General features: G+C 65.5%; 21 protein-coding genes. 14 read left to right on the top strand and 7 right to left on the bottom strand.

Annotated elements, in window-relative coordinates:
• Positions 1 to 23 precede the first annotated feature (23 nt).
• The 10 genes from NLM32_RS17350 (at position 24) to NLM32_RS17305 (ending at position 10,678) form a co-directional block, all read left to right on the top strand.
• Positions 24 to 1,898, top strand: a complete 1,875-nt coding sequence (locus NLM32_RS17350) for a methylmalonyl-CoA mutase subunit beta (RefSeq protein ID WP_254130149.1) — start codon at positions 24 to 26, stop codon at positions 1,896 to 1,898.
• The gene (locus NLM32_RS17345; protein ID WP_254130148.1) at positions 1,895 to 2,359 is read left to right on the top strand and encodes a GFA family protein; all 465 of its coding nucleotides are present in this window, start codon (positions 1,895 to 1,897) and stop codon (positions 2,357 to 2,359) included. The genes NLM32_RS17350 and NLM32_RS17345 overlap by 4 nt, the downstream gene beginning before the upstream one ends.
• A gap of 9 nt (positions 2,360 to 2,368) precedes the next feature.
• Complete coding sequence (locus NLM32_RS17340; RefSeq protein WP_254130147.1) at positions 2,369 to 2,578, top strand: hypothetical protein; 210 nt, start codon at positions 2,369 to 2,371, stop codon at positions 2,576 to 2,578.
• Positions 2,575 to 4,731, top strand: a complete 2,157-nt coding sequence (gene scpA / locus NLM32_RS17335) for a methylmalonyl-CoA mutase (protein WP_254130146.1) — start codon at positions 2,575 to 2,577, stop codon at positions 4,729 to 4,731. Before NLM32_RS17340 ends, scpA begins: the two co-directional genes overlap by 4 nt.
• Before the next feature lie 173 nt (positions 4,732 to 4,904).
• On the top strand, positions 4,905 to 5,705 hold the full coding sequence (locus NLM32_RS17330; protein WP_375143563.1) for an RsiV family protein: 801 nt from the start codon (positions 4,905 to 4,907) through the stop codon (positions 5,703 to 5,705).
• Between the two features lie 118 nt (positions 5,706 to 5,823).
• Positions 5,824 to 6,810 carry a tripartite tricarboxylate transporter substrate binding protein gene (locus NLM32_RS17325; RefSeq protein ID WP_254130145.1) on the top strand — a complete coding sequence of 329 codons (987 nt, stop codon included), beginning with the start codon at positions 5,824 to 5,826 and terminating at the stop codon, positions 6,808 to 6,810.
• A 65-nt stretch (positions 6,811 to 6,875) separates the two neighbouring features.
• Positions 6,876 to 7,865 carry a methylmalonyl Co-A mutase-associated GTPase MeaB gene (gene meaB / locus NLM32_RS17320; RefSeq protein ID WP_254130144.1) on the top strand — a complete coding sequence of 330 codons (990 nt, stop codon included), beginning with the start codon at positions 6,876 to 6,878 and terminating at the stop codon, positions 7,863 to 7,865.
• Positions 7,862 to 8,518 (top strand): pyroglutamyl-peptidase I, encoded by a 657-nt coding sequence (locus NLM32_RS17315; RefSeq protein ID WP_254130143.1) that lies wholly within the window; start codon positions 7,862 to 7,864, stop codon positions 8,516 to 8,518. The genes meaB and NLM32_RS17315 overlap by 4 nt, the downstream gene beginning before the upstream one ends.
• Positions 8,519 to 8,748: 230 nt before the next feature.
• A complete protein-coding gene (locus NLM32_RS17310; RefSeq protein ID WP_254130142.1) occupies positions 8,749 to 10,119 on the top strand; it encodes a TIGR03808 family TAT-translocated repetitive protein in 1,371 nt (456 codons plus the stop codon).
• A 250-nt stretch (positions 10,120 to 10,369) separates the two neighbouring features.
• On the top strand, positions 10,370 to 10,678 hold the full coding sequence (locus NLM32_RS17305; protein ID WP_254135333.1) for a GIY-YIG nuclease family protein: 309 nt from the start codon (positions 10,370 to 10,372) through the stop codon (positions 10,676 to 10,678).
• 126 nt (positions 10,679 to 10,804) lie between these two features.
• Here the strand turns inward: NLM32_RS17305 and NLM32_RS17300 are convergent, their stop codons facing one another.
• The 4 genes from NLM32_RS17300 to NLM32_RS17285 form a co-directional block, all read right to left on the bottom strand.
• On the bottom strand, positions 10,805 to 11,629 hold the full coding sequence (locus tag NLM32_RS17300) for a TIGR03809 family protein (RefSeq protein WP_254130141.1): 825 nt from the start codon (positions 11,627 to 11,629) through the stop codon (positions 10,805 to 10,807).
• A gap of 480 nt (positions 11,630 to 12,109) precedes the next feature.
• Positions 12,110 to 13,792 carry a S8 family serine peptidase gene (locus tag NLM32_RS17295; RefSeq protein ID WP_254130140.1) on the bottom strand — a complete coding sequence of 561 codons (1,683 nt, stop codon included), beginning with the start codon at positions 13,790 to 13,792 and terminating at the stop codon, positions 12,110 to 12,112.
• Positions 13,793 to 13,808: 16 nt separating this feature from the next.
• The gene (locus tag NLM32_RS17290) at positions 13,809 to 14,501 is read right to left on the bottom strand and encodes a hypothetical protein (RefSeq protein ID WP_254130139.1); all 693 of its coding nucleotides are present in this window, start codon (positions 14,499 to 14,501) and stop codon (positions 13,809 to 13,811) included.
• Positions 14,498 to 15,067 carry a sigma-70 family RNA polymerase sigma factor gene (locus NLM32_RS17285; protein WP_200517090.1) on the bottom strand — a complete coding sequence of 190 codons (570 nt, stop codon included), beginning with the start codon at positions 15,065 to 15,067 and terminating at the stop codon, positions 14,498 to 14,500. The genes NLM32_RS17290 and NLM32_RS17285 overlap by 4 nt, the downstream gene beginning before the upstream one ends.
• 438 nt (positions 15,068 to 15,505) lie before the next feature.
• Here NLM32_RS17285 and NLM32_RS17280 point away from each other — a divergent pair, with 438 nt between their 5' ends.
• Both NLM32_RS17280 and NLM32_RS17275 read left to right on the top strand, forming a co-directional pair.
• Positions 15,506 to 16,663, top strand: a complete 1,158-nt coding sequence (locus tag NLM32_RS17280; RefSeq protein ID WP_254130138.1) for a GGDEF domain-containing protein — start codon at positions 15,506 to 15,508, stop codon at positions 16,661 to 16,663.
• Positions 16,664 to 16,726: 63 nt separating this feature from the next.
• A complete protein-coding gene (locus tag NLM32_RS17275; protein ID WP_254130137.1) occupies positions 16,727 to 17,827 on the top strand; it encodes a DUF2336 domain-containing protein in 1,101 nt (366 codons plus the stop codon).
• Here NLM32_RS17275 and NLM32_RS17270 read toward each other — a convergent pair.
• Positions 17,824 to 18,462, bottom strand: a complete 639-nt coding sequence (locus tag NLM32_RS17270) for an NrsF family protein (RefSeq protein ID WP_254130136.1) — start codon at positions 18,460 to 18,462, stop codon at positions 17,824 to 17,826. The two genes, NLM32_RS17275 and NLM32_RS17270, sit on opposite strands and share 4 nt — an antisense overlap.
• A gap of 2 nt (positions 18,463 to 18,464) precedes the next feature.
• Positions 18,465 to 19,010: a sigma-70 family RNA polymerase sigma factor gene (locus NLM32_RS17265; RefSeq protein WP_254130135.1), complete on the bottom strand. Its 546-nt coding sequence runs from the start codon at positions 19,008 to 19,010 to the stop codon at positions 18,465 to 18,467.
• Between the two features lie 291 nt (positions 19,011 to 19,301).
• Here NLM32_RS17265 and NLM32_RS17260 point away from each other — a divergent pair, with 291 nt between their 5' ends.
• The gene (locus NLM32_RS17260) at positions 19,302 to 19,973 is read left to right on the top strand and encodes a hypothetical protein (RefSeq protein WP_254130134.1); all 672 of its coding nucleotides are present in this window, start codon (positions 19,302 to 19,304) and stop codon (positions 19,971 to 19,973) included.
• Between the two features lie 120 nt (positions 19,974 to 20,093).
• Complete coding sequence (locus tag NLM32_RS17255; RefSeq protein ID WP_254130133.1) at positions 20,094 to 20,873, top strand: enoyl-CoA hydratase; 780 nt, start codon at positions 20,094 to 20,096, stop codon at positions 20,871 to 20,873.
• 146 nt (positions 20,874 to 21,019) lie between these two features.
• Here NLM32_RS17255 and NLM32_RS17250 read toward each other — a convergent pair whose 3' ends face one another.
• Positions 21,020 to 22,876, bottom strand: a complete 1,857-nt coding sequence (locus NLM32_RS17250; RefSeq protein WP_254135332.1) for an acetyl-CoA hydrolase/transferase C-terminal domain-containing protein — start codon at positions 22,874 to 22,876, stop codon at positions 21,020 to 21,022.
• Between the last annotated feature and the right edge of the window lie 181 nt (positions 22,877 to 23,057).

Genomic DNA, 23,057 nt, shown 5'->3' with positions numbered 1-23,057 from the left:
GACGTTTGGGAGCCCTTGGCCGTATGACCTCCGTGACTGACAATCTGCCGCTGGCGGCCGATTTTCCCAAGGCGACGGACGCGGACTGGCGCAAGCTGGTCGACGGTGTGCTGAAGGGCGCGCCGTTCGAGAAGCTGGTCGGCAAGACCTATGACGGCCTCAAGATCCAGCCGCTCTATCCGCGCACCAAGGGCGCCGCGCTGCTGACGGGGCGCGCGGCGGCTGCACCATGGCTGATCATGCAGCGGGTCGATCATCCCGATGCGGCGGCGGCGAATGCGCAAGGCTTGCAGGATCTGGAGAACGGGGCGACCGGACTCGAGATCGAGTTCGCCGGAGGACCGGGTGCACGCGATTTCGGTGTCATCGACGCCGATCCGGCAACGCTGGCGCGGCTGTTCGACGGTGTGTTCCTCGATGCCGGCGTCGCGATCTCGCTCAACCCGGTGGCCGGCCGGCAGGATGCCGGCACGCTGTTCGCCGATATGGTCGAGGCCAAAAAGCTCGATCCCGCCGGGATCGACGTGCGCTTCAACTACCAGGCCCTGAGCACGTTCGCCGTGCGCGGCGCCGCGCTCGCGCCATGGTCGGAGTACGAAGCACCCTTTGCGCGCATCGTGTCGGGCCTGATCGGGCGCGGCTTCAAAGGTCCGTTCGTGCTCGCCGACGGCCGTCCCGTCCACGACGCCGGCGGTTCCGAGGCCCAGGAGTTGGCATTCGTGCTGTCGCTCGGTGCGACCTATCTGCGCATGCTCGAGCGCGGCGGCATCGATCTCGATGTCGCGCGACAAGCCGTTTCATTCCGGCTCAGCGCCGACGCCGACCAGTTCCTGACCATGGCCAAGTTCCGCGCCTTGCGGCAGCTCTGGGCCCGCGTCGAGCAGGCGTGCGGCCTCGCGCCTCGGCCCGCTTTCATCGCCGCGGAAACCGCCTGGCGCATGCTGACGCAGCGCGATCCCTATGTGAACATGCTGCGTGCGACCATCGCGACCTTCGCTGCCGGGCTTGCCGGCGCCAACGCAATCACCGTGCTGCCGCATACGCTGGCACGCGGGCTGCCTGACCCGTTCGCGCGGCGCGTGGCGCGCAACACGCAACTGCTGCTGCTGGAAGAAAGCAACCTCGCAAAAGTCAGCGATCCCGCGGCGGGATCCGGCGGCATCGAGACGCTGACGTCGGAACTGTGCGCGACGGCATGGGCGTTGTTCCAGGAGGCCGAGAAAGCCGGCGGCGCCTTCGCCGCTCTTCAACAGGGCCTGTTCCAGAGCAAGGTCGCAGCCACGCGCAAGGCGCGCGAGGCCAACATCGCAAAGCGCCGCGACGTGCTGACCGGCGCCAGCGAGTTTCCCAATCTGCACGAGGCCGACGCCACCGTGCTCGACGTGAAGCCGATCGCGCTGCCGCCCTCCGGCGAGCCGAAATGCAAATTCGATGCGCTGGCGCCGATGCGCCTCGCCGCGCCGTTCGAAGCGCTGCGCGACAAATCCGATGCAGCGTTGAAAGCGCGCGGCACGCGGCCGAGCGTATTCCTGGCCAATCTCGGCACGCCGGCGGATTTCACCGCGCGCGCGACCTTTGCAAAAAGCTTCTTCGAGGCCGGCGGCATCCAGGCGGTCGACAGCGAGGGTTTTGCCGATCCGGCCAAGCTCGCCGCCGCCTTCAAGGCCTCCGGCGCTGCGCTCGCCTGCCTCTGTTCCAGCGACAAGGTCTACGCGGAACACGCCGAGGCGGCGGCTAAGGCCCTGCAAACGGCAGGCAGCCGACATATCTATCTCGCTGGCCGTCCGACCGAGGCCGAGGCGGCCCTTCGCGCGGCCGGTGTCACCGGGTTTGTGTTTGCCGGCGGCAACGCGCTCGCCACGTTGCAGGACGCTTATTTGCGGATGGAACAGGCATGACCGATACAAGCAAACCCGTTCTCACCGGCGGCTGCCAATGCGGCGCGGTGCGCTTTGCGATTTCGGCCACACCGAACCGGGTTTCGATCTGCCACTGCCGGATGTGCCAGAAGGCGAGCGGGGCGCCATTCGCCTCCTTCGCCGACATCAACCGCACCGATTTCGCCTGGACCAAGGGCAAGCCGTCGTTCTTCCGCTCCTCGACGATCGCCGACCGCGGCTACTGCGCCGCCTGCGGCACGCCGCTGAGCTTTGGCCGCATCGATGGCGAGCGGATCGAGATCATGACCGGCGCGTTCGACCGGCCCGATCGCCTGGTGCCGACGCGGCAATATGGAAGCGAGTCTCGCCTGGGCTGGGTGGTTGGCATCTCCAATCTGCCGAGCCAGACCACACAGCAGAATTACGGGCCGGAGAAGATGGCGACCATCGTCAGCCATCAGCATCCGGATCATGATTGAGATCAATCCGTGGTAGGCTATGCCATGCTTCAGGCGCTGGGAGAAATATTGCTTGGCTTGATAGAGTGGAAGGCGAACGTCGGGAAGCTGCTCGCCCGGCTTCTGTGGAGCGGGACTGGTATGATGACTGAGAACCGGTCGTCGGATGATCCCGCTTACAAGAAGAATTTGCAGCGGCTGATCGAGCATCACCGCAGGTTTGAGGAATCCAAGGAATGACCCGCATTCCCAATTTCGCCGATGTCGCCTTCGAGCGGACCGCAAGCGCCGCTCCGACCGGCAGCGCCGAGCCGTGGCTCACGCCCGAGGGTATTCTCGTAAAACCTGCTTATGGCGAGGCGGATCTCGCCGGGCTCGATTTCCTCGACACCTATCCGGGCATCGCACCGTTCCTGCGCGGCCCCTACCCGACCATGTATGTCAACCAGCCCTGGACTATCAGGCAATATGCCGGCTTCTCCACGGCGGAGGATTCCAACGCGTTCTACCGCCGCAATCTTGCGGCCGGACAGAAGGGCCTCTCGGTCGCCTTCGATCTCGCCACCCATCGTGGCTATGACTCTGATCATCCGCGCGTCGGCGGCGATGTCGGCATGGCCGGCGTGGCGATCGACTCCATCTACGATATGCGCACGCTGTTTGCGGGCATTCCGCTCGATCAGATGAGCGTGTCCATGACCATGAACGGCGCGGTGCTGCCGATCCTCGCGCTTTATGTCGCTGCCGCCGGTGAACAGGGCGTCGCCCCGGAGAAGCTGTCGGGCACCATTCAGAATGACATTCTGAAGGAGTTCATGGTGCGCAACACCTACATCTATCCGCCCGCGCCCTCGATGCGGATCATCTCGGACATCTTCGCCTATACGTCGCAGAAGATGCCGAAGTACAATTCGATCTCGATTTCCGGCTATCACATGCAGGAAGCCGGTGCGACGCAGGATCTCGAGCTCGCCTACACGCTCGCCGACGGCGTCGAATATCTGCGCGCCGGACTTGCCGCGGGTCTCGACGTCGACCGCTTTGCGCCACGGCTGTCGTTCTTCTGGGCGATCGGCATGAACTTCTTCATGGAAGTCGCCAAGCTGCGCGCGGCGCGGCTGCTCTGGGCGAAACTCTTGAAGCCGTTCAATCCGAAGGACCCGCGCTCGCTGTCGCTGCGCACGCATTCGCAGACCTCGGGCTGGTCGCTGACCGCGCAGGATGTCTTCAACAACGTGATGCGCACGACGGTGGAGGCGATGGCGGCCACGCAAGGCCACACCCAGTCGCTGCACACCAACGCGCTCGACGAAGCGCTGGCTCTGCCGACCGATTTCTCGGCGCGCATCGCCCGCAACACCCAGTTGTTCCTGCAGCAGGAGAGCGGCACCACCCGCATCATCGATCCCTGGGGCGGCTCGTACTACGTCGAGCGCCTCACGCGCGATCTCGCCGCGAAGGCCTGGGGCCATATCCAGGAGGTCGAGGAACTCGGTGGCATGGCCAAGGCAATCGAAGCCGGCGTGCCGAAATTGCGTATCGAAGAGGCCTCGGCCAAGACCCAGGCGCGCATCGATGCCGGCAAGCAGGCCGTGATCGGCGTCAACAAGTACAAGCCATCGGACGAAGCCGCCATCGACATTCTGAAGGTCGACAACACCAATGTCCGCCGGCTGCAGATCGACAAGCTGACGCGGCTGAAATCCGAGCGCAACCAGAAGGACGTCGAGGCCGCGCTCGCCGCATTGACGCGCTCGGCCGGCGAAGGCAACGGCAATCTGCTCGCGCTCGCCATCGACGCGGCGCGGGCCAAGGCGACCGTCGGCGAGATTTCGGACGCGATGGAAAAGGTGTTCGGCCGGCACCGCGCCGAGATCAAATCCATCACCGGCGTCTACAAGCGGGAAGCATCCAGCATGGGCAACCAGGTCGAGAAGGTTCAGGCGCTGATCGACGCCTTCGAGGAGGCGGAAGGGCGCCGCCCGCGCATCCTGGTCGCCAAGATCGGCCAGGACGGCCATGACCGCGGCCAGAAGGTGATCGCGTCTGCCTTCGCCGATATCGGTTTCGACGTCGACATCGGGCCGCTGTTCGCCACCGCCGACGAAGCCGCGCGGCAGGCCGTCGAGAACGACGTTCACATTCTCGGCGTCTCCTCGCTCGCCGCCGCCCATCTCACGGCCGTGCCTGAACTCAAGGCCGCGCTGAAGAAGCAGGGCCGCGAGGACATCATGATCATCGTCGGCGGCGTGGTGCCGCCGCAGGATTATGACGCGCTCCATGCGGCCGGCGCCGAAGCCATCTTCCCGCCCGGCACGGTGATCGCGGACGCGGCCGAGGAGCTGATCCGCAAGCTGAACGCCCGGCTTGGGCATAGCGAGGCGGCGGAGTAGCTCCTCCGCGCCTGGGCGCCCGCATCAGACCGGCGGACAGGCCGCTGCGACCAATTTTCACATCCCGGTGTTCGCGCCGGGCGTTCTGCGCCGGTTCATCTTGCGATCATTATGCTCATGCCGATGTCCGAACGCGTCGACGGCGGTCGGATGTAAAATTGATGGATCTTGAAGTGACATATCGTGCAAACGTGCGGGCAGAATGGCTCGCGAGCCTTTTTGCCATCGCTGCGATCGCCTTGGCCTCCCCCGCTCTCGCCGCCGACCCCAAGCCCGACGCCGTCGTCAAGAACAGGAACATCGAGGCGCGTGTCTTCCTCGACGACAAGATCAAGGCCGACGCGCCACTCGCGGGCGACTGCCTTGCCGAGGGCCGGAAATGGCTCGACAAGAACGCGGCTGACGCGGCTGCCTCGCGCAAGCAGGACCCGCAATTCTTCAAGGACGGCGGCTGGGACTTTGAGCGCAAATATTCGATCCGCTCCGTCGTTGCCGACCGCTATGTCAGCCTCCTGCGTGACGACTATATGGACACCCATGGCGCCCATCCTAATTCGGACGTGAACACAGTGCTGTGGGACAAGTCCGAGAACAAACGCATCTCGATCCGCCCGTTCTTCGCCGAGACCGCCGACAACGGCCCCACCATGAAGGCGATGGTGAAGGCCGTGATCGCCTCGCTCAGAATCGAGAAGAAGAAGCGAGACACCAGCGAGACCGCGACTGAGGAATGGTTCAAGGGCGTGGAGCCCAGCCTGCTCAAGATCGGCGCGGCGACGCTCGCGCCGTCGACCGAACCAGGCAAGAGCTCCGGCCTCACCTTCCACTACCCGCCCTATGCGGTCGGCCCCTATGCCGAGGGCCAATATGTCGCATTCGTTCCGTGGGAAACGTTGAAGCCCTATCTCACGCCGGAGGGCGCGCGCATCTTCGGCGGCACGCGGCCAAAAGGCGATGCCGACCAGCCGCAATGAGTTCCAGCGGAACCATTGCTCACGGCGCCGTTGGGCGGCCGCTTGCGACATCCCTGCAAAGCCGCGTAGCATATTGCATTGACCAGCCCGATTCCCGAGGGCGCCGCCGGGATTATTGATGCCAGGAATTACGCGCCGCATTTTCGCGGCCTCTTCTGTGGCCGCCGCCACGTCCACCCTCCTCTCACCTGCCCGCGCGCAAGCCTATCCGGCGCGGCCGGTGACCTTGATCGTGCCGTGGGGTGCGGGGGGCGGCACGGATGCGACTGCGCGCATCGTCGCGACGCTGCTCGAGAAGGAGCTCGGCCAGCCGTTCAACGTCGTCAATCGCACCGGCGGATCCGGCGCAATTGGCCATGCGGAGATCGCAACCGCAGCGCCGGACGGCTACACGATCGGCACGCTGACCGTGGAAATCGCAATGCTGCATTGGCAAGCCCTGACGCAGCTGACGCCGCGGAATTTTACGCCGCTGGCGCTGGTGAACGAAGACCCGCCGGGCATCCAGGTCTCGACGTCCTCGCCCTACAAGACGGTGAAGGAGCTGATGGACGCCATCAAGCTGGCACCTCCCGGACGATTCAAGGCTTCAGGCACCGGACAAGGCGGCATCTGGCATCTCGCCCTCGTCGGCTGGATGCAGGCGATGGGATTGCCGGCCAACCAGGTCGCGTGGTCGGCGTCGAATGGTGCAGCACCGGCAATGCAGGATCTCGTCGCGGGCAGCCTCGATCTCACCACCTGCTCGGTGCCGGAAGCACGCGCCACCATCGAGGCCGGCCAGGCCCGGAGCCTCGCGATCATGGCGCATGCGCGCAATCCGATCTTCCCGGACGTCCCGACGCTAAAGGAGACGATCGGTGTCGACTATTCCACCAGCTCGTGGCGTGGCATCGGCGGCCCGAAGGGCTTGCCTCCGGCCATCGCCGCCAAGCTGACCGCGGCCTCGAAGAACGTGTACGATTCCCCCGCATTCAAGGACTTCATGACCGGACGCGGGTTCGGCACGGTCTGGCGCGATGCCGGCCAGTTCGAGACCTTCATGGACCAGGCGGATAGCCAGATGGGACAGGCGATGAAGGCGGCGGGTTTTGCCAAGGCCTGATGTAACCACGCATGCTTTGTCCCGCGGGCACTCGCCTGCCTGCGCGCGCCGTTGTAAAGCAGGGCATGGTTGAGAAGAAGACTTCGCTTGATATCACCGCCCTCGCCCGCGACTTGCGCGCCGGCCATCGCGCGGCGCTGGCGCGAGCCATTACGCTGGTGGAGAGCCGGCGTGGCGATCATCAGGCGCAGGCGCGTGAGCTGGTGCAGATGCTGCTGCCCGATACCGGCAAGGCGGTTCGCGTCGGCATTACCGGCTCGCCCGGCGTCGGCAAATCCACCACCATCGATGCGCTCGGGACCTACCTGATCGAGCAAGGCAACAAGGTCGCGGTGCTCGCGGTCGATCCGTCCTCGGCGCGTAGCGGCGGCTCGATCCTCGGCGACAAGACGCGGATGGCGCAACTGTCGTCGTCCGACCATGCCTTCATCCGCCCCTCGCCGTCGTCAGGCACGCTCGGCGGCGTTGCCGCCAAGACGCGCGAGGCGATGCTGCTGTGCGAGGCCGCCGGCTTCGACGTCGTGCTGGTCGAGACCGTCGGCATCGGTCAGTCCGAGACCGCCGTCTGCGACATGACCGATTTCTTCCTCGCGCTGATGCTGCCAGGCGGCGGTGACGAGTTGCAGGGCATCAAGAAGGGCCTGGTCGAGCTCGCCGACATGATCGCGATCAACAAGGCCGACGGCGACAATCTCAAGCGCGCCAACATCACCGCGGCCGATTATCGCGGCGCGCTGCATATCCTCAGCCCTCGGTCGGAACATTGGCACCCGCCGGTCGTCACCTATTCGGCGCTGGCCGGCACCGGCATTGCCGAGCTCTGGCAGAAGATCCTCGAACACCGCACGGCAATGAACGCGTCCGGCGAGTTCGCCGCGCGCCGGCGCGACCAGCAGGTGAAATGGATGTGGTCGATGCTGGAGCAGCGCATGCTGGCGCGGCTGCGCAGCGAGGCATCGGTGCGGGCCAAGGTGAAGAAGATCGAGGCGGAGGTCGCCGACGGTCACCTGACGCCGGCGCTCGCCGCCGAACAGATATTGGGATTGCTGCAATGAGCGACGAGCTCCGCATTCTCCTCACCGGCTTCGGCCCGTTTCCCGGCGCGCCGCATAATCCGACCCAGCCGCTGGTGGCGCGGCTGGCGCAATTGCGCCGCCCCGCGCTCGATGGCGTCACGCTATCGCGCCACATCTTTCCGGTGACCTATGCGGCAGTGGACCGGCAATTGCCGGAAGTGCTGGCGAAAGTGAAGCCGCATGCGCTGCTGATGTTCGGCCTCGCGGCGCGCACGCCGTACCTGCGCATCGAGAGCCGCGCGCGCAACGCCGTCACCATGCTGTGGCCCGATGCCGCCAACACCCGCTCCAGCAAGCGCGGCATCGCCGGTCATGCTGACGCAATGACGTTCGGCCCGCACACGGCAAGGCTGTTGCGCGCCGCGCGGCTCACCGGCATCGACGCACGGCCCTCACGCGATGCCGGCGCCTATCTCTGCAACTATCTGAGCTGGCGCGCGATCGAGAACGTGCGCGGCGGCGGACCAAAGCTTGCCGCGTTCATCCACATTCCCTTGCTAGCGCGCAGCGGCGCCGTGCGGCGGAAGGGATTTCCACGGATCACGCTGGACGAATTGGTGGACGCCGGGGAAGCGATGCTGATGGAGATGGTGAACCTGGCACGGAAGACGCGGAACACGCAGGCCTCGTAGGGTGGGCAAAGGCGCCCTTGCGCCGTGCCCACGATCTCGTTCCATCTGCCGTCAATCGTGGGCACGCTTCCGCCTTCGTTCTTCGAGCTCCGGCGGACAAGTCGCTTTGCCCACCCTACGGCACCTCCGCTGCGGTAAACATTTAACCCTACTGCGAACAATCCCGACGACCCCTTCCGCCCTGCGCTACCTAATCCCCGCGGACCGCCGCGTCCGCCGGAGGACGCGTCATGGACCTCAATCGCCGTCATCTCATCGGAGCTTCGACCGCCGGCATCGCCGGTGCGCTCGCCATGCCTGTCGACGCCGCGCGCGCCGCGCCGCTGACCTCCCTGCTCGGCCGCGATGCGACCCAATATGGTGTGCGGCCCGGCGCGGCCGAGGATCAGACACGCACGCTCCAGCGCGCGATAGACGAGGCCTCGCGCGCGCAGATACCGCTGGCGCTTCCGCCCGGAATCTACCGAACCGGACTGCTGCGGCTGCCAAATGGCGCGCAACTGATCGGCGTGCGCGGCGCGACGAAGCTGATCTTCACCGGCGGGGCCTCGGCGATCCAGAGCGACGGATCGGACTCGGTCGGGCTGACCGGCCTCACCTTCGACGGTGGCAGCATTCCACTGCCGACGCGGCGCGGGTTGGTCCATGTCCTCGGCGGCCGCGGCGTCCGCATCACCGATTGCGAGATCACCGGCTCCGGCGGCAGCGGCATCTGGCTGGAGCAGGTGTCCGGCGAGATCTCCGGCAACGTCTTCACCAACATTGCCGTGACGGCGGTGGTCTCGTTCGACGCCAAAGGCCTCAACGTGTCCCGCAACACCATCATCGGCACCAACGACAACGGCATCGAGATCCTGCGCACTGCGATCGGCGATGACGGCACGCTGGTCGCGGACAACCGCATCGAGGACATCAAGGCCGGCCCCGGCGGCTCCGGCCAGTACGGCAACGCCATCAACGCCTTCCGCGCCGGCAACGTGATCGTGCGCGGCAACCGCATCAAAAACTGCGATTACTCCGCGGTGCGCGGCAACTCGGCCTCCAATATCCAGATCACCGGCAACAGCGTCAGCGACGTGCGCGAGGTCGCGCTCTATTCCGAATTCGCGTTCGAGGCCGCAGTGATCGCCAACAACACCGTCGATGGCGCTGCCGTCGGCGTCTCCGTCTGCAATTTCAACGAAGGCGGCCGCATCGCGGTGGTTCAAGGCAATATCATCCGCAATTTGATCCCGAAGCGCCCGATCGGGACCGCGCCCGACGACGATGCCGGCGTCGGCATCTATATCGAAGCCGACACCTCGGTGACCGGCAATGTGATCGAGAATGCGCCGTCCTACGGCATCGTCGCCGGCTGGGGCAAATATTTGCGCGACGTCGTCATCTCCGGCAATGTGATCCGCAAGGCGCTGGCCGGCGTCGGCGTGTCCGTGGTGTCGGGCGCGGGCACCGCGCTCGTCAACAACAACATGATCTCGGAAACCCCGCGCGGCGCCGTGGTCGGGCTGGACCATGCGCGCGCCGTGACGTCAGACCTGTCGGCGGACGGCGCCCAACGCTTCGCGCAGGTGGTGGTCGGCGGCAACGCGGTGCGGCAGTAGGACACGTGGCCGGGAGTTGGGCCGTGCATCCTTCGAGGCTCTCCAAACGGCGCGATGCGCCGCTTGGCTCGCACCTCAGGATGACGGCATGCGAGTTGGTGCGTGGCGCGAAGCGTCACCTCGAAGCGACATCAACCGCACACTCAAAAAGTTGCTTCCCTACACATTGACAACAAGCACACTGCCGTCATCCTGAGGTGCGAGCCGGGCGGTGCTCAGCACCGTCCGGGGAGCCTCGAAGGATGGTGTCGTGGGCATCTATGTCTACATGCTCCGCTGCGCGGATGGTTCTTTCTACATTGGTAGCGCCACCGGCGAGGACACGTCCAAGCGCGTCGACGGGCACAATGCCGGCGCTTATCCGGGATACACTTGTTCAAGGCATCCGGTCGTCCTGGTGTGGTCCGAATATTTCGATCGGATCACGGACGGCATCGCGGCCGAACGACAATTGAAGGGCTGGAGCCGCGCCAAGAAGGAAGCGCTCATTCAATCGGATTGGAAGGCCGTGCGCCAGTTTGCACGGCGGCGGGCGGGAGCCCCTAGGCCGAAAGATTGATCTCGGATGCGGCTGCAGACGGGCCGTGCATCCTTCGAGGCTCTCCAAACGGCGCGATGCGCCGCTTGGCTCGTACCTCAGGATGACGGGGTTGGAGAAGACGCGGACGGCTTCTGGAGAAAGGCCCTAGAACGCATTCCGCAGCAGCGGGTACTTTGCTTCGAGGCCGTCGAGGCTGAAGGTGAATTCGACAACGCGCTCGGGGGCTGCGACGATTTCGTCGGCCGGCGGAGCGAATTGCGGCAGCAGCGTCGCCATTGCAGCAGGCATGACGACTGGTGGCCTCACCGCAGGCGCGGCGACCGGTGGTACTGCAGATGCGGCAAGCGGCGGCTTCACTGCAGGCGCGGTGCGCGGCGCAGCTGCGATGGACGCGGCGACCGGTGATCTGACGGCAGGTGCCGCGACCGACGCCCGCGCGGCGGGCGCCTTCAGTGGTGGCATCTTGGGGGGCGCGGTGAACGACGCCATCAAAGCAGCCACCTCGGCTGATGCAGGTACGGCGACCGGTGCAATCGGTGCCTCGAGGATTTCGGCGAGCACGTCCAGCGTGGGCTCGAGCGCAACCGGGACGACGGTCTCGGGCGCGATGTGCACGGCCTTGGGCTGCAGGGCCTTGGGCTGCAGGGCCTTGGGCTGCACGGCTTTGGGCTGCATGGTCTGGGCCTGCTCGCGCGGGAACACGCGGGGCATGGTCGCGGGCGACCAGCCGAATGCAGAAGTCACGCTCGCGGCAGCGGCGGCGACGTCCCCTCCATTTGCGAGGGCGCGCCAGGTCTGGACCGCGCGCTTGGCTTCCTGGATGTTTTCGAGGAATGCCAGCTCGCTGTGATAGCGGCGCCAGCGGCCGGTCTCGAACATTTCGGAGAGATGTTCCAGCCGCTGTTCGGCGAGAGCGCACCAGCGCGCGGCAAGCTCGCGGCTTCCAGCCGCGCCATGGCGATGAGTCATAAATCAGCCCGTCAGGAGAAAATACGGACGCGACGCAACGCACACGAATCAATTTAGGCGCGACATGAATATTTTGTGGAAAAGTTTTGACTTGTCCAGCAACGACACGGCCGTCGTCACGAAAGACCGTAGTCGTGCGGAGTTTTCAGGGCTTTTCGAGTCAAGCTTCGCGCAAGCATAGCGGGCTTGCCAGCTGTCGTTGCCGATTCATCACGACGATCGCCGCCGCGGGCTCAACCGCGAGGTGATCTCGAATCACGCTTCAAGAAGTCGGACGCCCAAAAAGAAAAGACCCGTCCGGGGGGACAACCGGACGGGTCGAGCCATATGGGCGCTTGGGGTGGATGGGCGCTCGCGCCTAATATGACTGATGGGGAGGGATGACCGCTCCCACATAAATTGGTCGTGGCAGCAGGCTGAACGTTCAAAGCGGCGCTCGATTTTTTAACCTTTGGCCGACGCGCAATGTTGTCGCAGGCACTATCGCGCCGCCGGCCTATCCACCTGAGAAACCGTGGATTTATCGGTCGCGCTCGACAGCGAGGGCTGCTCGATTGCGCGAATGCCGGGGTCGTCGCGGCGCTTCTCGGCATCTTCACGTTTAGTTGTACCGGACGCAGCCGCGACCGGCGTCGTGTTGTCGACCGGAACCGCCATGACCGCGGCGAACGCATCGGGCTCGCCGTCGCCGAAGAGATCATCACGCCCGGGTGAACCGAGGTCACGCGCGGTCTTCGACAGCGTCATGCGCAGCGCTTCCGGCTTCAGGGAATAGTTCCGCTCGAGCAGCAACGCCGCGACGCCGGAGACATAGGCGGCCGAGAACGAGGTGCCCGACGTCATCTGGTATTTGCCATCCGGCGCCGGCAGGAAGATGTCGACGCCCGGCGCCGCCAGCGCGATGTAGTTGCCGCGGTTGGAGGCGGTGAACAGCCTGTCCTGCTGGTCGGTCGCACTGACCGCGATCACGTTGGGATTGGCGGCGGGATAAAGCGGCGGCGATTTGGCGCCGGCATTGCCGGCGGCCGCGATCAGCACCAGGCCCCGCGCGGCAGTTGCCGCAATCGCACGCTCGATCACCGCGTCCTTCGGACCGGCAAAGCTCATATTGACGATCTGGGCGCCGTGCTCGGCTGCGTAATTGAGCGAGCGCAGGATGATGTAGGACGAGCTCTCGGCGCTGCCGGTGGTGCCACCGAAGGCGCGAATGGCGATGATGCGCGCTTCCGGCGCGCTGCCCATCAGCTTCGCGTGCGCCACGATAGCCCCGGCAATGCCGGTGCCGTGGATATGGGGGCCCTCGCTGCTGCCGAGCGCATCGAAATTGTCGGCGATGGAGTTGGCGAGTTCGGGGTGCTTGGCGTCGATGCCGGAATCGATCACGGCCACCGTGACATTGGCGCCGTGCGCCAGTGTGTGCGCCTGCGGCAAGCGTAGCTTCGGCAGCACGTATTGGGCCGGATCACCCTCGGTCGGCACCGCCGATTTCTGGTCCTGGAGCAGGTAGCGGAAGTTCTGCTGGAGCGATCGCACGCTGCCGTCGGCGGCAAATTCGCGCCGCACCGTCTCATACGGCCGGCCGTCGGCGATACGGAACAAGCCGACCGTGGCCCCGATCAGCGGAAAATTCTCCGAAGAGACGCGCCTCAAACCGTGGCGCCGCGCGAGTTCATCGGCCTCCGTCGGCGACAGCGCGCTGTCGATCTCGGCCACGAATTCGTTGGCGAAGCTGCGCAGATTGACGGCGACCGGCGCATTGTTGCCGCGCCCCTTGCCGGCGCTCTTCCTGGTCGATTTGCCGGAACCGTCGCCGCCTTCGCTCGGCTGCCCCAGGCACTCGCCGTCGGCATCGCGATAGGCCGCCGTGCAGGTCGGATAGAGGTTCGGCGAGTAGCGCGCATAGGGCAGCACCGGGGTCGTCGCCATCCGCGCCGAGATCCGGGCGGTCGTCACCACGTGCGGACCGCGATCGACGCTAACCGCCCTGGCGGCAATGCTGGGACTGATGGTCGGTGTTCGCGAGGGCACGCTGATGGTCGGTGTGCGCATGATCGCCTGGGCGTGCGCCACCTCGATGCCGAGGCAGGCGGCGAGCAGGAGCGCGGCTCCGACCGACGAAGCGTAGGCCCCGGCTCGCAACTGACTCTCGGACTTGCGCGTCATTGGTGCAGCGGCGCGCTTAAGGCGCCGCCACGGCGAGGTTGACGAACTTCTCGCGCTGCATCCTGCCGAGCAGCGCGGTGAGTTCGTCCTGGCTCATCGCCTTGTCGAACTGCAGGCGGAACATGCCGCCTCTGGCATCGCCGATGATCGAGGCCTGGTAGCTGTCGAGCAGCGCGGTGATATCGGCCACGCGCGCCTCGGGCGTGAAGCGCACCAGCGCCCGCGCAGGAGCCGCCGCCCCGAGCTCGCGCGTGATCGGCGCGCCGGTCGACAGCGATGCGGTCTGGAAGGTCGAGGTCTGGGTCTTCATCAGCACGGCGCCGATGATGCCGGCCTGCAGCAGCAGCGCGATGGCGCCAAGGCTCGCCGACCAGGCCAGCGTGCGCGGCGACAGGCTGGCGAAGAAGGTGGCAACGCGCGCCGACAACGGCAGCGAACTGGTCGCCCGCTCCGGCTCGGCGTCGATCGCGGCAAACAGCTTCTGCATCGCGCGCGCCGACGGAGCGCCCAGGCTCTCGTTCAAATGAATGGTCTCTTCGTATTCGCCACGGATCGCCGCATATTGCTTCGCGAGCGCCGGATCGCTGGCGAGCGCTTCTTCCACACGGCGGGCATCGCGCGCGTTCAGCGTGCCGGCGGCGTGCCACGGCAGCAGCATCTCGATCTCACCGGGCTCTTGCTCCAGCATCTTCTTGCTCAGTGCCATCATGGCCAGCCTCGCTCAATGCCGGCTGCCTTCAGCAGTTCGGCCAATTTCTTGCGCGCATAAAACAAGCGCGTCTTCACAGTGTTCTCCGGGATCCCGACGATCTCGGCCACCTCTTCCACGGACTTCTCGTGGTAGTAGACGAGGTCGACGATTTCCCGATGGTCCGGCGAGAGGCCCGTCAGACACTCCCGCAACGCTTCACTGGTATCCTTTTTCTGGACCACCGTTTCTGGATTGTCGGACGAATCCTCGATCGCATTGGCGGCCTCGTCGTCCAGTTCAAAATCCTTTCGGCGCCGAAGCGCAGACAGGGCTTTGAATCGGGTGATTGCCAGCAGCCAGGTGGAAACGGCGGATCGGCCCTCGAACTTGCCGGCTTGACGCCAAACGTCGAGAAACACCTCGCTGATGAGGTCTTCCGCCGTCTGCTCGTCCCGCACGAGCCTCAGCCCGAACCGATACACCCTGACATGGTGCCGCCCGTACAGCACCTGCATGGCAAGACGGTCGCCCTGAGCGATCCTGGCGATAAGGACCTCGTCCGTAGCCGCCTGTGTCACGCTCAAAGGCCGTCTCGCAAAGTTGGTCGGGTCGATGCGGGGGACGGTTCGACGGGAGGGGTGAAATTCTTCAACCTACCGCAGTCATACGGGGATGCGTGTGATCTACCACACATACGCGCAATTTCCTTATCCCACCCGTGGCAGTTGGCCGCTTCGCTGCAGAACGGTAACATAATACGGAAACACTCTCTCGCGGATTTGCCGTGAGCCTGAACGGACGGCCCGGCCGGGCCCGGTCCATAACACGGCCCTGTGCACCTTATGTCGCACGGGGCCGGATTTGGTCCGCGATATCGCCTGCGATGCCTAACCGGCCGCAAAATCCCGCACTGCACGAGCCCCTCACCCGCGCCTTGTCCCCCGGATTCGGTGCAAAAGGATACCAAACCTAAAGGCTTGCCACGTAGATTTTTTCGGCTGACATCCACCATTGGCGGGACCATGAGCACGGCCGCGACGTCCTTTCCGGAGAGGAATGCCGCAGAGGTCGCGGATCTCGTCCTCACGCCCGAGGCGGCTGCGCCCGAGGTGCTGGCGCGGCGGATCCGTCAGCGCCGGCAGATGTATATCGGCCAGGTCGTCAGCTACTCCCTCGGCGCCTCTGTCCTGCTGCTCTACGCCTATGACGGCGCCGTTCACATCAACGTTCCGTCGCTGTTCTGGGTCGGCGGTCTCTCGATCATCGGCATCTTCGTGGTGATGTCGGAGGCCGGCGTCGGCGACAAGCACACCGACCATTATCTCACGGTGTTCCAGATCTCGGCGCATATGGCGCTGCAGTTCGTGTTCCTGCTGTCGGTGCCGACGATCGGCATCGCCTTCATCAGCGTGCTGTTCCTGATCTTCGCATTCGGCACGCTGCGCATGACCTCGGCCCAGGCGATGCTGACCTGGGCACTCGCCTCCGCCGCGCTTGCGGCCGTGTTCCTCGGCTCGGACCTGCCGATCGGCATGCCGGTGGCGACCCGGCTGCAGCGGACCGCCTCGATGCTCTGCTTCATGCTAGTGATCGGCCAGTGCGCCTTCCTCGGCCTGTTCGGCGCCACGCTGCGCAAGATCCTCTACCGGCGCAGCATCGAGCTGAAAGATGCCTATCGACGCATCGAGGAGCTCGCCGAGCTCGACGAGCTGACCGGCTCCTACAATCGCCGCTGCATCATGCGACTTCTCGACGCGGAGATGGAAAAGTCGCGGCAGGCGACCGCGCCTTGCGCCATCGCGCTGATCGATCTCGACTGGTTCAAGCGCATCAACGACGCCCACGGCCATCCCGTCGGCGACGAGGTGCTGCGCACCTTCGCCATCACCATCTTCGCCAATATCCGGCCCGACGACCGTTTCGGCCGCTATGGCGGCGAGGAGTTTCTGCTGCTGCTGCCCGGCACCGCGAGCGAGGCCGCATCGCGCATGCTCGATCGGCTGCGCAGCATCGTCGCCGAGCTCGACTGGAGCGCATTCTCGCCCGGGATGCGCGTGACGATTTCCGCCGGCGTCGTGACGCTGCGCGACAATGATACTGCCGACACGTTTCTCGCGCGCGCCGACAGCGCGCTCTATTCCGCCAAGGCGCAAGGGCGCAACCGCATTGCTACGAGTTGACCGATCCATTTCCCGCCGGTGCGTGAGAATACGCCGCCGGACCGAACGCTCCAGGACAGGGCTATGAACTCTAAAACCGTCAAGTCATCCGAGAATTTGCTCGAGGAATTGCAGTCGGCGCTCTCGCACGGCACCGTCGCGCGCCGGGTCGAGACACTGCGCCGCGTCACCGACCTCTTCGTCAACAACGCGGTGGATTATTCCGACGACCATGTCCGCGTCTTCGACGACGTGTTCCAATGCCTGATCGAGCAGATCGAGACCTCGGCAAAAGCGCTGCTCGCCGACCGGCTCGCGCCGATCCCGGCCGCACCGCCCCAGATCATCCGCACGCTCGCACTCGACGATGTGATCGAGGTCGCCGGCCCCGTGCTGACGAAGTCGGAGCGGCTGGACGAGACGACCCTGATCGAGATCGCGCGCAGCAAGAGCCAGGCCCATCTCAAGGCGATCTCGCTGCGGCGGGTGCTGTCGGAGGCGCTGACCGACGTGCTGGTGAGCCGCGGCAACAACGACGTGGTGCAGTCGACCGTCAGCAATCCGGGTGCGCAGCTCTCCGAGGGCAGCCTCACCGACCTCGTGACGCGCGCCGAACGCGACGACGATCTTGCCACTTGCATCGGCGTGCGGCCCGACCTGCCGCGCCATCATTATCTGAAGCTGATCGCCAAGGCCTCCCTGAGCGTGCGCAGGAAGCTGGAAGCCGCTCATCCCGAGCTCGCCGACGAAGTGTCGAGCGTGGTCCAGGAAGCGGCGCAGCGGGTCCGGGCCGCCGCGATGACCCGGCAGACCGAAATGGCGCGCGCGCTGGTGAAATCACTCCACGACGACGGCCGTCTCAACGAATTCCAGGTCACGACTTTCGCCGAGCAGGGCAAGTTCGACGAGACCAATGCGGGGCTCGCGGCACTGGCCGGCGTTTCGGTCGAGACCGCCGAAAACATGATGATCGAGAGCCGGACCGAGGGCGTGATGATCCTCGCCAAGGTCGCCGGCATGCAATGGTCGAGCGTGCGCGCGATCATCGCCATGCGCGAAAAGCTCTCCGGCGGCTCGCAGACCGACATGCTGATCCTGCGCGATACCTACGAAGCCCTGCGCAGCTCGACGGCTCAGCAGGTGCTGCGCTTCCACCGCATGCAGAACACGACGTCCGCGGCCTAGTAACGTAGGACTTTCGATCCAACCGCCGCGCCGATCGCGGTCACGACCGCGGTCGCGATCGTGTACCAGGTCGCGACGAACAGCGGCGAGTCGTCGGTGCAGTGCGAGGCGTAGAGCGTCGCGGCGAGCCCGGCCGACAACAGGCCGGCGAGCGCGCCGGCAAGCGCCGGCCGCGACGGCGCACCATGGCGCAGACCGAACAGAGCGCCCGCGAGCAGCGGCAGCGACATCGCCGGGATCGCCACCATGCACCACCGCGAGTTCTTGCCGACGAGCCGCATCGTCATCGGCATGGCCGGCGCCATCATCGCTTCACTGCCGATCGCGACCGCAAGCAGACCAACGGGGAGCAGCAGCAGCCAGCCCCAGCCGCGCATCAAGGCTTCGGGCCGAGACAGATGCAGGCTGATGATGATCGCGGGGATCGCGAGCGACAAGGTAACGGCGAACTTCGTGTCGAAGAACGGGTTGTGCATCGCCGTCATCACGTCCGGCCGAACGCCCAGGAAGGTTGCAAAAATCAGGATCGAGAACGGCGCTGCCACCAACAGGCCCATGGTCAGCAAGCCGCCGACGCGCGGGGCACGGTGGGCGTTATCGGCCGCGAGGCTGCGAATGAGTTGATCGGTGTCCATGACTAGTGGTCCCGTAGTTTGGCCGTCAGGGCCGCAAGGCCCCGGTGCAGCGCGACCCGCACGGCACCTTCGCTCATCGAGAATTTCGTCGCCGTATCCTTGATCGAGGCGCTGTCGACGGCGATCGACTGCAACACGTCGCGCTGGCGCTGCGGCAGCGTATTGAGCTGCGCGGTGACCTCGCCTGCCGAGGCCGTCTCCTGCGGCGTCTCGCCGGGCAGCGTTTCGGCGAAATCGTCGATGTTGACGAACACACGCCGGCCGCGACGCCGGAGCGCATCGATCAGCTTGTTGCGCGCGATCGCGAACAGCCAGGGGGCGAAGGGCGCTTCGCTATCCCAGGTGTGCCGCTTCAGATGCACCGCCAACAAAATCTCCTGCACGATATCCTCGGCCTGATCGGGAGGCTGCCCGGCCCTGGCCAGGCCGCGCCTTGCGGCAGCGCGCAGCACCGGCGTGACCGCCTTCAACAGGCGATGATACGCCGCATCATCGCCTGCCATGGCCGACCGCATCAGGTCGGTCCACTCGTCCTCACGTCCGCGCACGCGCGCCCCTCACCATTGCAATTCGGCCGCTCTTTCAATTTGTTACGTCGGGGCCTACTTGATCACAAAGTCGTGATCAAGACTGACCCTGCCCCGAAGCAGCCGCAGAAAGCTCTCGCAGGGCTCATAACACCGATCGGTCCGTGCCGCACCCGGCGGGCCTATGCACCGGACAAGGTTTGCCCCGGTTTTGCCCGGTGTGGCCCGAAGATTCCCATATTTTGCCCCGTTGTCGTCATGGGCCGGGGTCTCTGTTCGCCCCGGGACGGGCGAATTGGGGAGATCATCAACATGATGAAAGCCAGCGGACACGCGGCATTGGTCGCTCTGACCGGACTATTCCTGCTGTTTGGAGCCTCCGTGCAGGCCGCACCGAGCGCTGCGAGCACGAATCCGGACGGCGCAAGCAAACAGGCCGATGTGGTCAAGCCGAGCAAGCAGCGACGCCATTCGTCGCGCCGCCACACCGACAGCAAGACGGCGCAGAAATCCGACGACAAGACTGACAAGGCGGATGCCACGCCGCAGGCCGACGGGACCAAGGTCAGCAGCAAGGCCGCGACCGACGTCCCGGCCTCGAGCCAGATGCCGCCGGAAATCGCCAATGCGAACGCGCAGCTCGCCGCCGCGGACACGCCGACTGCGGCCGCAGCCTCGGCGATGACGGGCCGCGCCAACGACAATGTGCAAGCAGCGACCGACACGAACGCTGCCCCCAAAGCCGAGAACCAGGTGGTCGCGCCCGACCAGCTCAACGACCTCGATCGCGCCCTGCCACAGGACAACCCGCCCGTGCAGAAGGCGGTGGTCGCCGCAACCGACGCGCAGCCGCGTCCGGCGCCGATGATGGCGAGCAGCCAGCCGAGCTCGGCCTGGGATCAGAGCTCGCTGATCGGCAAGATCTTCATCGGCGTCGGCACGCTGCTGACACTGGCCTCCGCCGCCCGCATGTTCATGGCTTAGGTCTTGGCCTAACGCCCGTCTCGGGGCGCGCTGCGCGCGCGTCCCGGCCGCTTTTGGACCCCTTGAAGCCCACCCCGCCAGCGGGCACATTGCCCGCCCAATCAAACGCGTGGGTGGACCATGAGCACGTTCGAACACATCATCGTCGAAAGCAAAGGCGCGGTCGGCATCATCAAGCTGAACCGGCCGAAGATGCTCAACGCGCTCTCCTTCGGCGTGTTTCGCGAGATTGCTGCCGCCGTCGACGATCTCGAAGCCGATGACGCCATCGGCTGCATCGTCGTGACCGGCAGCGAGAAGGCCTTTGCCGCCGGCGCCGACATCAAGGAGATGCAGCCGAAAGGCTTCATCGACATGTTCTCCGAGGACTTTGCCGCGATCGGCGGCGACCGCGTCGCGCGCTGCCGCAAGCCGACCATTGCGGCTGTCGCCGGCTATGCCCTCGGCGGCGGCTGCGAGCTCGCCATGATGTGCGATTTCATCATCGCCGCCGACACCGCCAAATTCGGCCAGCCCGAAATCACGCTCGGCACCATCCCCGGCATCGGCGGCACCCAGCGCCTGACCCGCGCGATCGGCAAGTCCAAGGCGATGGATCTCTGCCTCACCGGCCGCATGATGGACGCAGCCGAAGCCGAGCGCTCGGGCCTCGTCAGCCGCATCGTGCCCGCCGACAAGCTGATGGAGGAGACCATGGCGGCTGCCGAGAAGATCGCCTCCATGTCACGTCCTGCCGTTGCGATGGCCAAGGAAGCAGTCAACCGCGCTTTCGAGACCACGCTCGCCGAAGGCATGAGCGTCGAACGCAATCTGTTTCACTCGACCTTCGCACTCGAAGACCGCTCCGAAGGCATGGCCGCGTTCATCGAGAAGCGCAAGCCGGTGAACAAGAACCGGTAAGACTCTCCGCAGTCGTCCCGGCGAAAGCCGGGACCCATACCGCGGAATCCATCGATGGCGGAAGGTGGACGTACCAAACAACGAGTCTTCGTCAAACTCCTCCCTGGGGTTATGGGTCCCGGCTTTCGCCGGGACGACACCCGAGGCTAGACGTGACTACGTGCCAAAGCCGCGCTGACGAGCGCGCGGTAGAACCGCTCCGGCCAGGTTTTGGGGCGATCGAGGCCGAGGCGTGCGAGACACGCCTGATCCGCCGCGTCAGGCTTCTGCGTCAAGCCTTGCCACAACAGGCCCGCCAGCGCCCGCGATGAATGCTGCGCGCCCTGCAGGATCTCCAGCGCCGGGATGAGGCGCTGCTCGACCTCGGTAAAATCGCAGCCGAACGGAAACGACGGCAACAGCCCGGCCTCGCGCGCGGGCTTGAGTGCTGCCGCGATCCGCTCCGGATGGTTTTCACGATGGACCGCCGGGATATCGTAGCCCCGCGGCAGTTTGCCGGCCTCCTTCGCCACCCGCACCAGCTCTTCCTGGAAGCGCGAGTCAGCAATCTCGAGCATGGCCGCGATCACATCGGCGTCCGACTTTCCCCTGAGATCGGCAACACCGTATTCGGTGACGAAGACATCGCGCAGATGACGCGGGATGGTCTCGTGCCCGTAGTGCCAAAGGATGTTGGATTTCAGCGCGCCGCCGGCCTGCCGCGTGGCCTCGAGCGTCAGGACCGATCGCGCTGCGTTCAGGGCAAAAGCCTGCGCCACGAAATTGTACTGTCCGCCGACGCCGCTCACGACCTGGCCGTCGTCGAGGCCGTCGGACACGGCTGCACCCAGAAGCGTCGCCATCATCGTGACGTTGATGAAGCGTGCGTCGATGCGGGCACGACGCTTCTGGTCCTCATCGCCGTAGAGCTCGTTCGTGAACGACACCGGCATCATCTGGACGCGTGCGATCAACTCCGGCGGCATCTCGCGCAGCGCGCGATAGAACGACTTTGGACCGAGGAAGAAGGCACCGTGCAGCACCACGCCGTCGACGGCGCGCTTGAGAATGCCGGCGTCGATCAGGCCGATGAACGCCTCGGTGACCATCTCGCTGACGCCGTAAAGGCCCGCCTCGAAGGCACCGGCCTCCTGCGCGACGGCTGGTCGCGCCGGAGACAGCCGTGTGACGACATGATGAAATGCCGCACTGTCGCGATGGCGCAGGATCAGGCCTTGCGCCAGCGCATCGCCGACCTGTCCGATGCCGATTTGCAGCGTGCCGCCGTCGCGCACGAGAGCGGCCGCATTCAGGCCGATCGCGTATTTGGTATCGGAGATCGGCTCCGACGGCGGCGCGAACAGGGGAAAGTCGGTCGCCGCGCTGTCCAGCACGGCGCAAAACTCCTCGGCCGGAAGATCGCCCTCGCCCGGCATGAACGGCAGCTCGGAATTCACCTGTGCGATCAGCTTGAACGACGCGCGTCCGGCGCGACGCTCGCGCAGCACGTCCAGCGTCGTGTCGGTGTTGCAGGACAGGCTGTAGCGCGGCACGCCATCGACGACGCGTTTGGCGACCAGCTGCGTCACCACGTTCATCCCGCGCGCCAGCAGATAGCTCGCCGCGTGTGTATAGTTGGCCGAGATGTAATTCTGCTGTGCGGCCGGCACATGCAGCCAGCGTCCGGCAAGAAAGAAGAACTCGACCACGCTGATATTGGGCGGCAGCCGATTCGCGCGCAGCGCATCGGCATAGGCCAGGTCGGGATACCCTCCAAACAGGCGGTCGATGACGGGCGTGATGAAGCGGCGCTCGATCAGGGCCTTCGGCTTCGGCTTCTCCAGCGTCAGCGCCGACAGCAATGTCAGCTTGATGTAAGGATCGGCGCAGGCCCGCGCGTAAAGGGCATTGACCACGTGATTGGCCTTGCCGAGGCCGAGCGGCAGACCGACCACCAGATCGGTTCCAACCTCGCGAATGATCTCCTCCGCGAGCGCATCGGGATCGGAGAAGAATTTCGGCATCATCCGTGGGTCCGGACCGCATGGCAAAGGCGCCCGACGGAATTGGAAGGCGCCATGGGTCCCCTATAGCGCATTCGAGGCGGAATCGCTGTGTGACGCACCTGCAACAAGCACGGATTTCATGGGGGTTTCCTCCGCGGCAGTTTGCCTGCGGGACCGGCGCTGGGTAAACAGTTAAGAG

It is taken from the genome of Bradyrhizobium sp. CCGUVB14 (genome assembly GCF_024199935.1).
GTDB lineage: Bacteria > Pseudomonadota > Alphaproteobacteria > Rhizobiales > Xanthobacteraceae > Bradyrhizobium.
Note: the sequence above shows the minus strand (reverse complement) of the source record. Positions and strands in the feature narration are given on the sequence as shown.

Coding starts and splice junctions, on each gene's coding strand:
- NLM32_RS17310 (WP_254130142.1), top strand. CDS start 8,749: ATGGACCTCAATCGCCGTCATCTCATCGGAGCTTCGACCGCCGGCATC.
- NLM32_RS17325 (WP_254130145.1), top strand. CDS start 5,824: ATGCCAGGAATTACGCGCCGCATTTTCGCGGCCTCTTCTGTGGCCGCC.
- NLM32_RS17350 (WP_254130149.1), top strand. CDS start 24: ATGACCTCCGTGACTGACAATCTGCCGCTGGCGGCCGATTTTCCCAAG.
- NLM32_RS17255 (WP_254130133.1), top strand. CDS start 20,094: ATGAGCACGTTCGAACACATCATCGTCGAAAGCAAAGGCGCGGTCGGC.
- NLM32_RS17300 (WP_254130141.1), bottom strand. CDS start 11,629: ATGACTCATCGCCATGGCGCGGCTGGAAGCCGCGAGCTTGCCGCGCGC.
- meaB (WP_254130144.1), top strand. CDS start 6,876: ATGGTTGAGAAGAAGACTTCGCTTGATATCACCGCCCTCGCCCGCGAC.
- NLM32_RS17290 (WP_254130139.1), bottom strand. CDS start 14,501: ATGATGGCACTGAGCAAGAAGATGCTGGAGCAAGAGCCCGGTGAGATC.
- NLM32_RS17250 (WP_254135332.1), bottom strand. CDS start 22,876: ATGCCGAAATTCTTCTCCGATCCCGATGCGCTCGCGGAGGAGATCATT.
- NLM32_RS17270 (WP_254130136.1), bottom strand. CDS start 18,462: ATGGACACCGATCAACTCATTCGCAGCCTCGCGGCCGATAACGCCCAC.
- NLM32_RS17280 (WP_254130138.1), top strand. CDS start 15,506: ATGAGCACGGCCGCGACGTCCTTTCCGGAGAGGAATGCCGCAGAGGTC.
- scpA (WP_254130146.1), top strand. CDS start 2,575: ATGACCCGCATTCCCAATTTCGCCGATGTCGCCTTCGAGCGGACCGCA.
- NLM32_RS17260 (WP_254130134.1), top strand. CDS start 19,302: ATGATGAAAGCCAGCGGACACGCGGCATTGGTCGCTCTGACCGGACTA.
- NLM32_RS17295 (WP_254130140.1), bottom strand. CDS start 13,792: ATGACGCGCAAGTCCGAGAGTCAGTTGCGAGCCGGGGCCTACGCTTCG.
- NLM32_RS17315 (WP_254130143.1), top strand. CDS start 7,862: ATGAGCGACGAGCTCCGCATTCTCCTCACCGGCTTCGGCCCGTTTCCC.
- NLM32_RS17345 (WP_254130148.1), top strand. CDS start 1,895: ATGACCGATACAAGCAAACCCGTTCTCACCGGCGGCTGCCAATGCGGC.
- NLM32_RS17275 (WP_254130137.1), top strand. CDS start 16,727: ATGAACTCTAAAACCGTCAAGTCATCCGAGAATTTGCTCGAGGAATTG.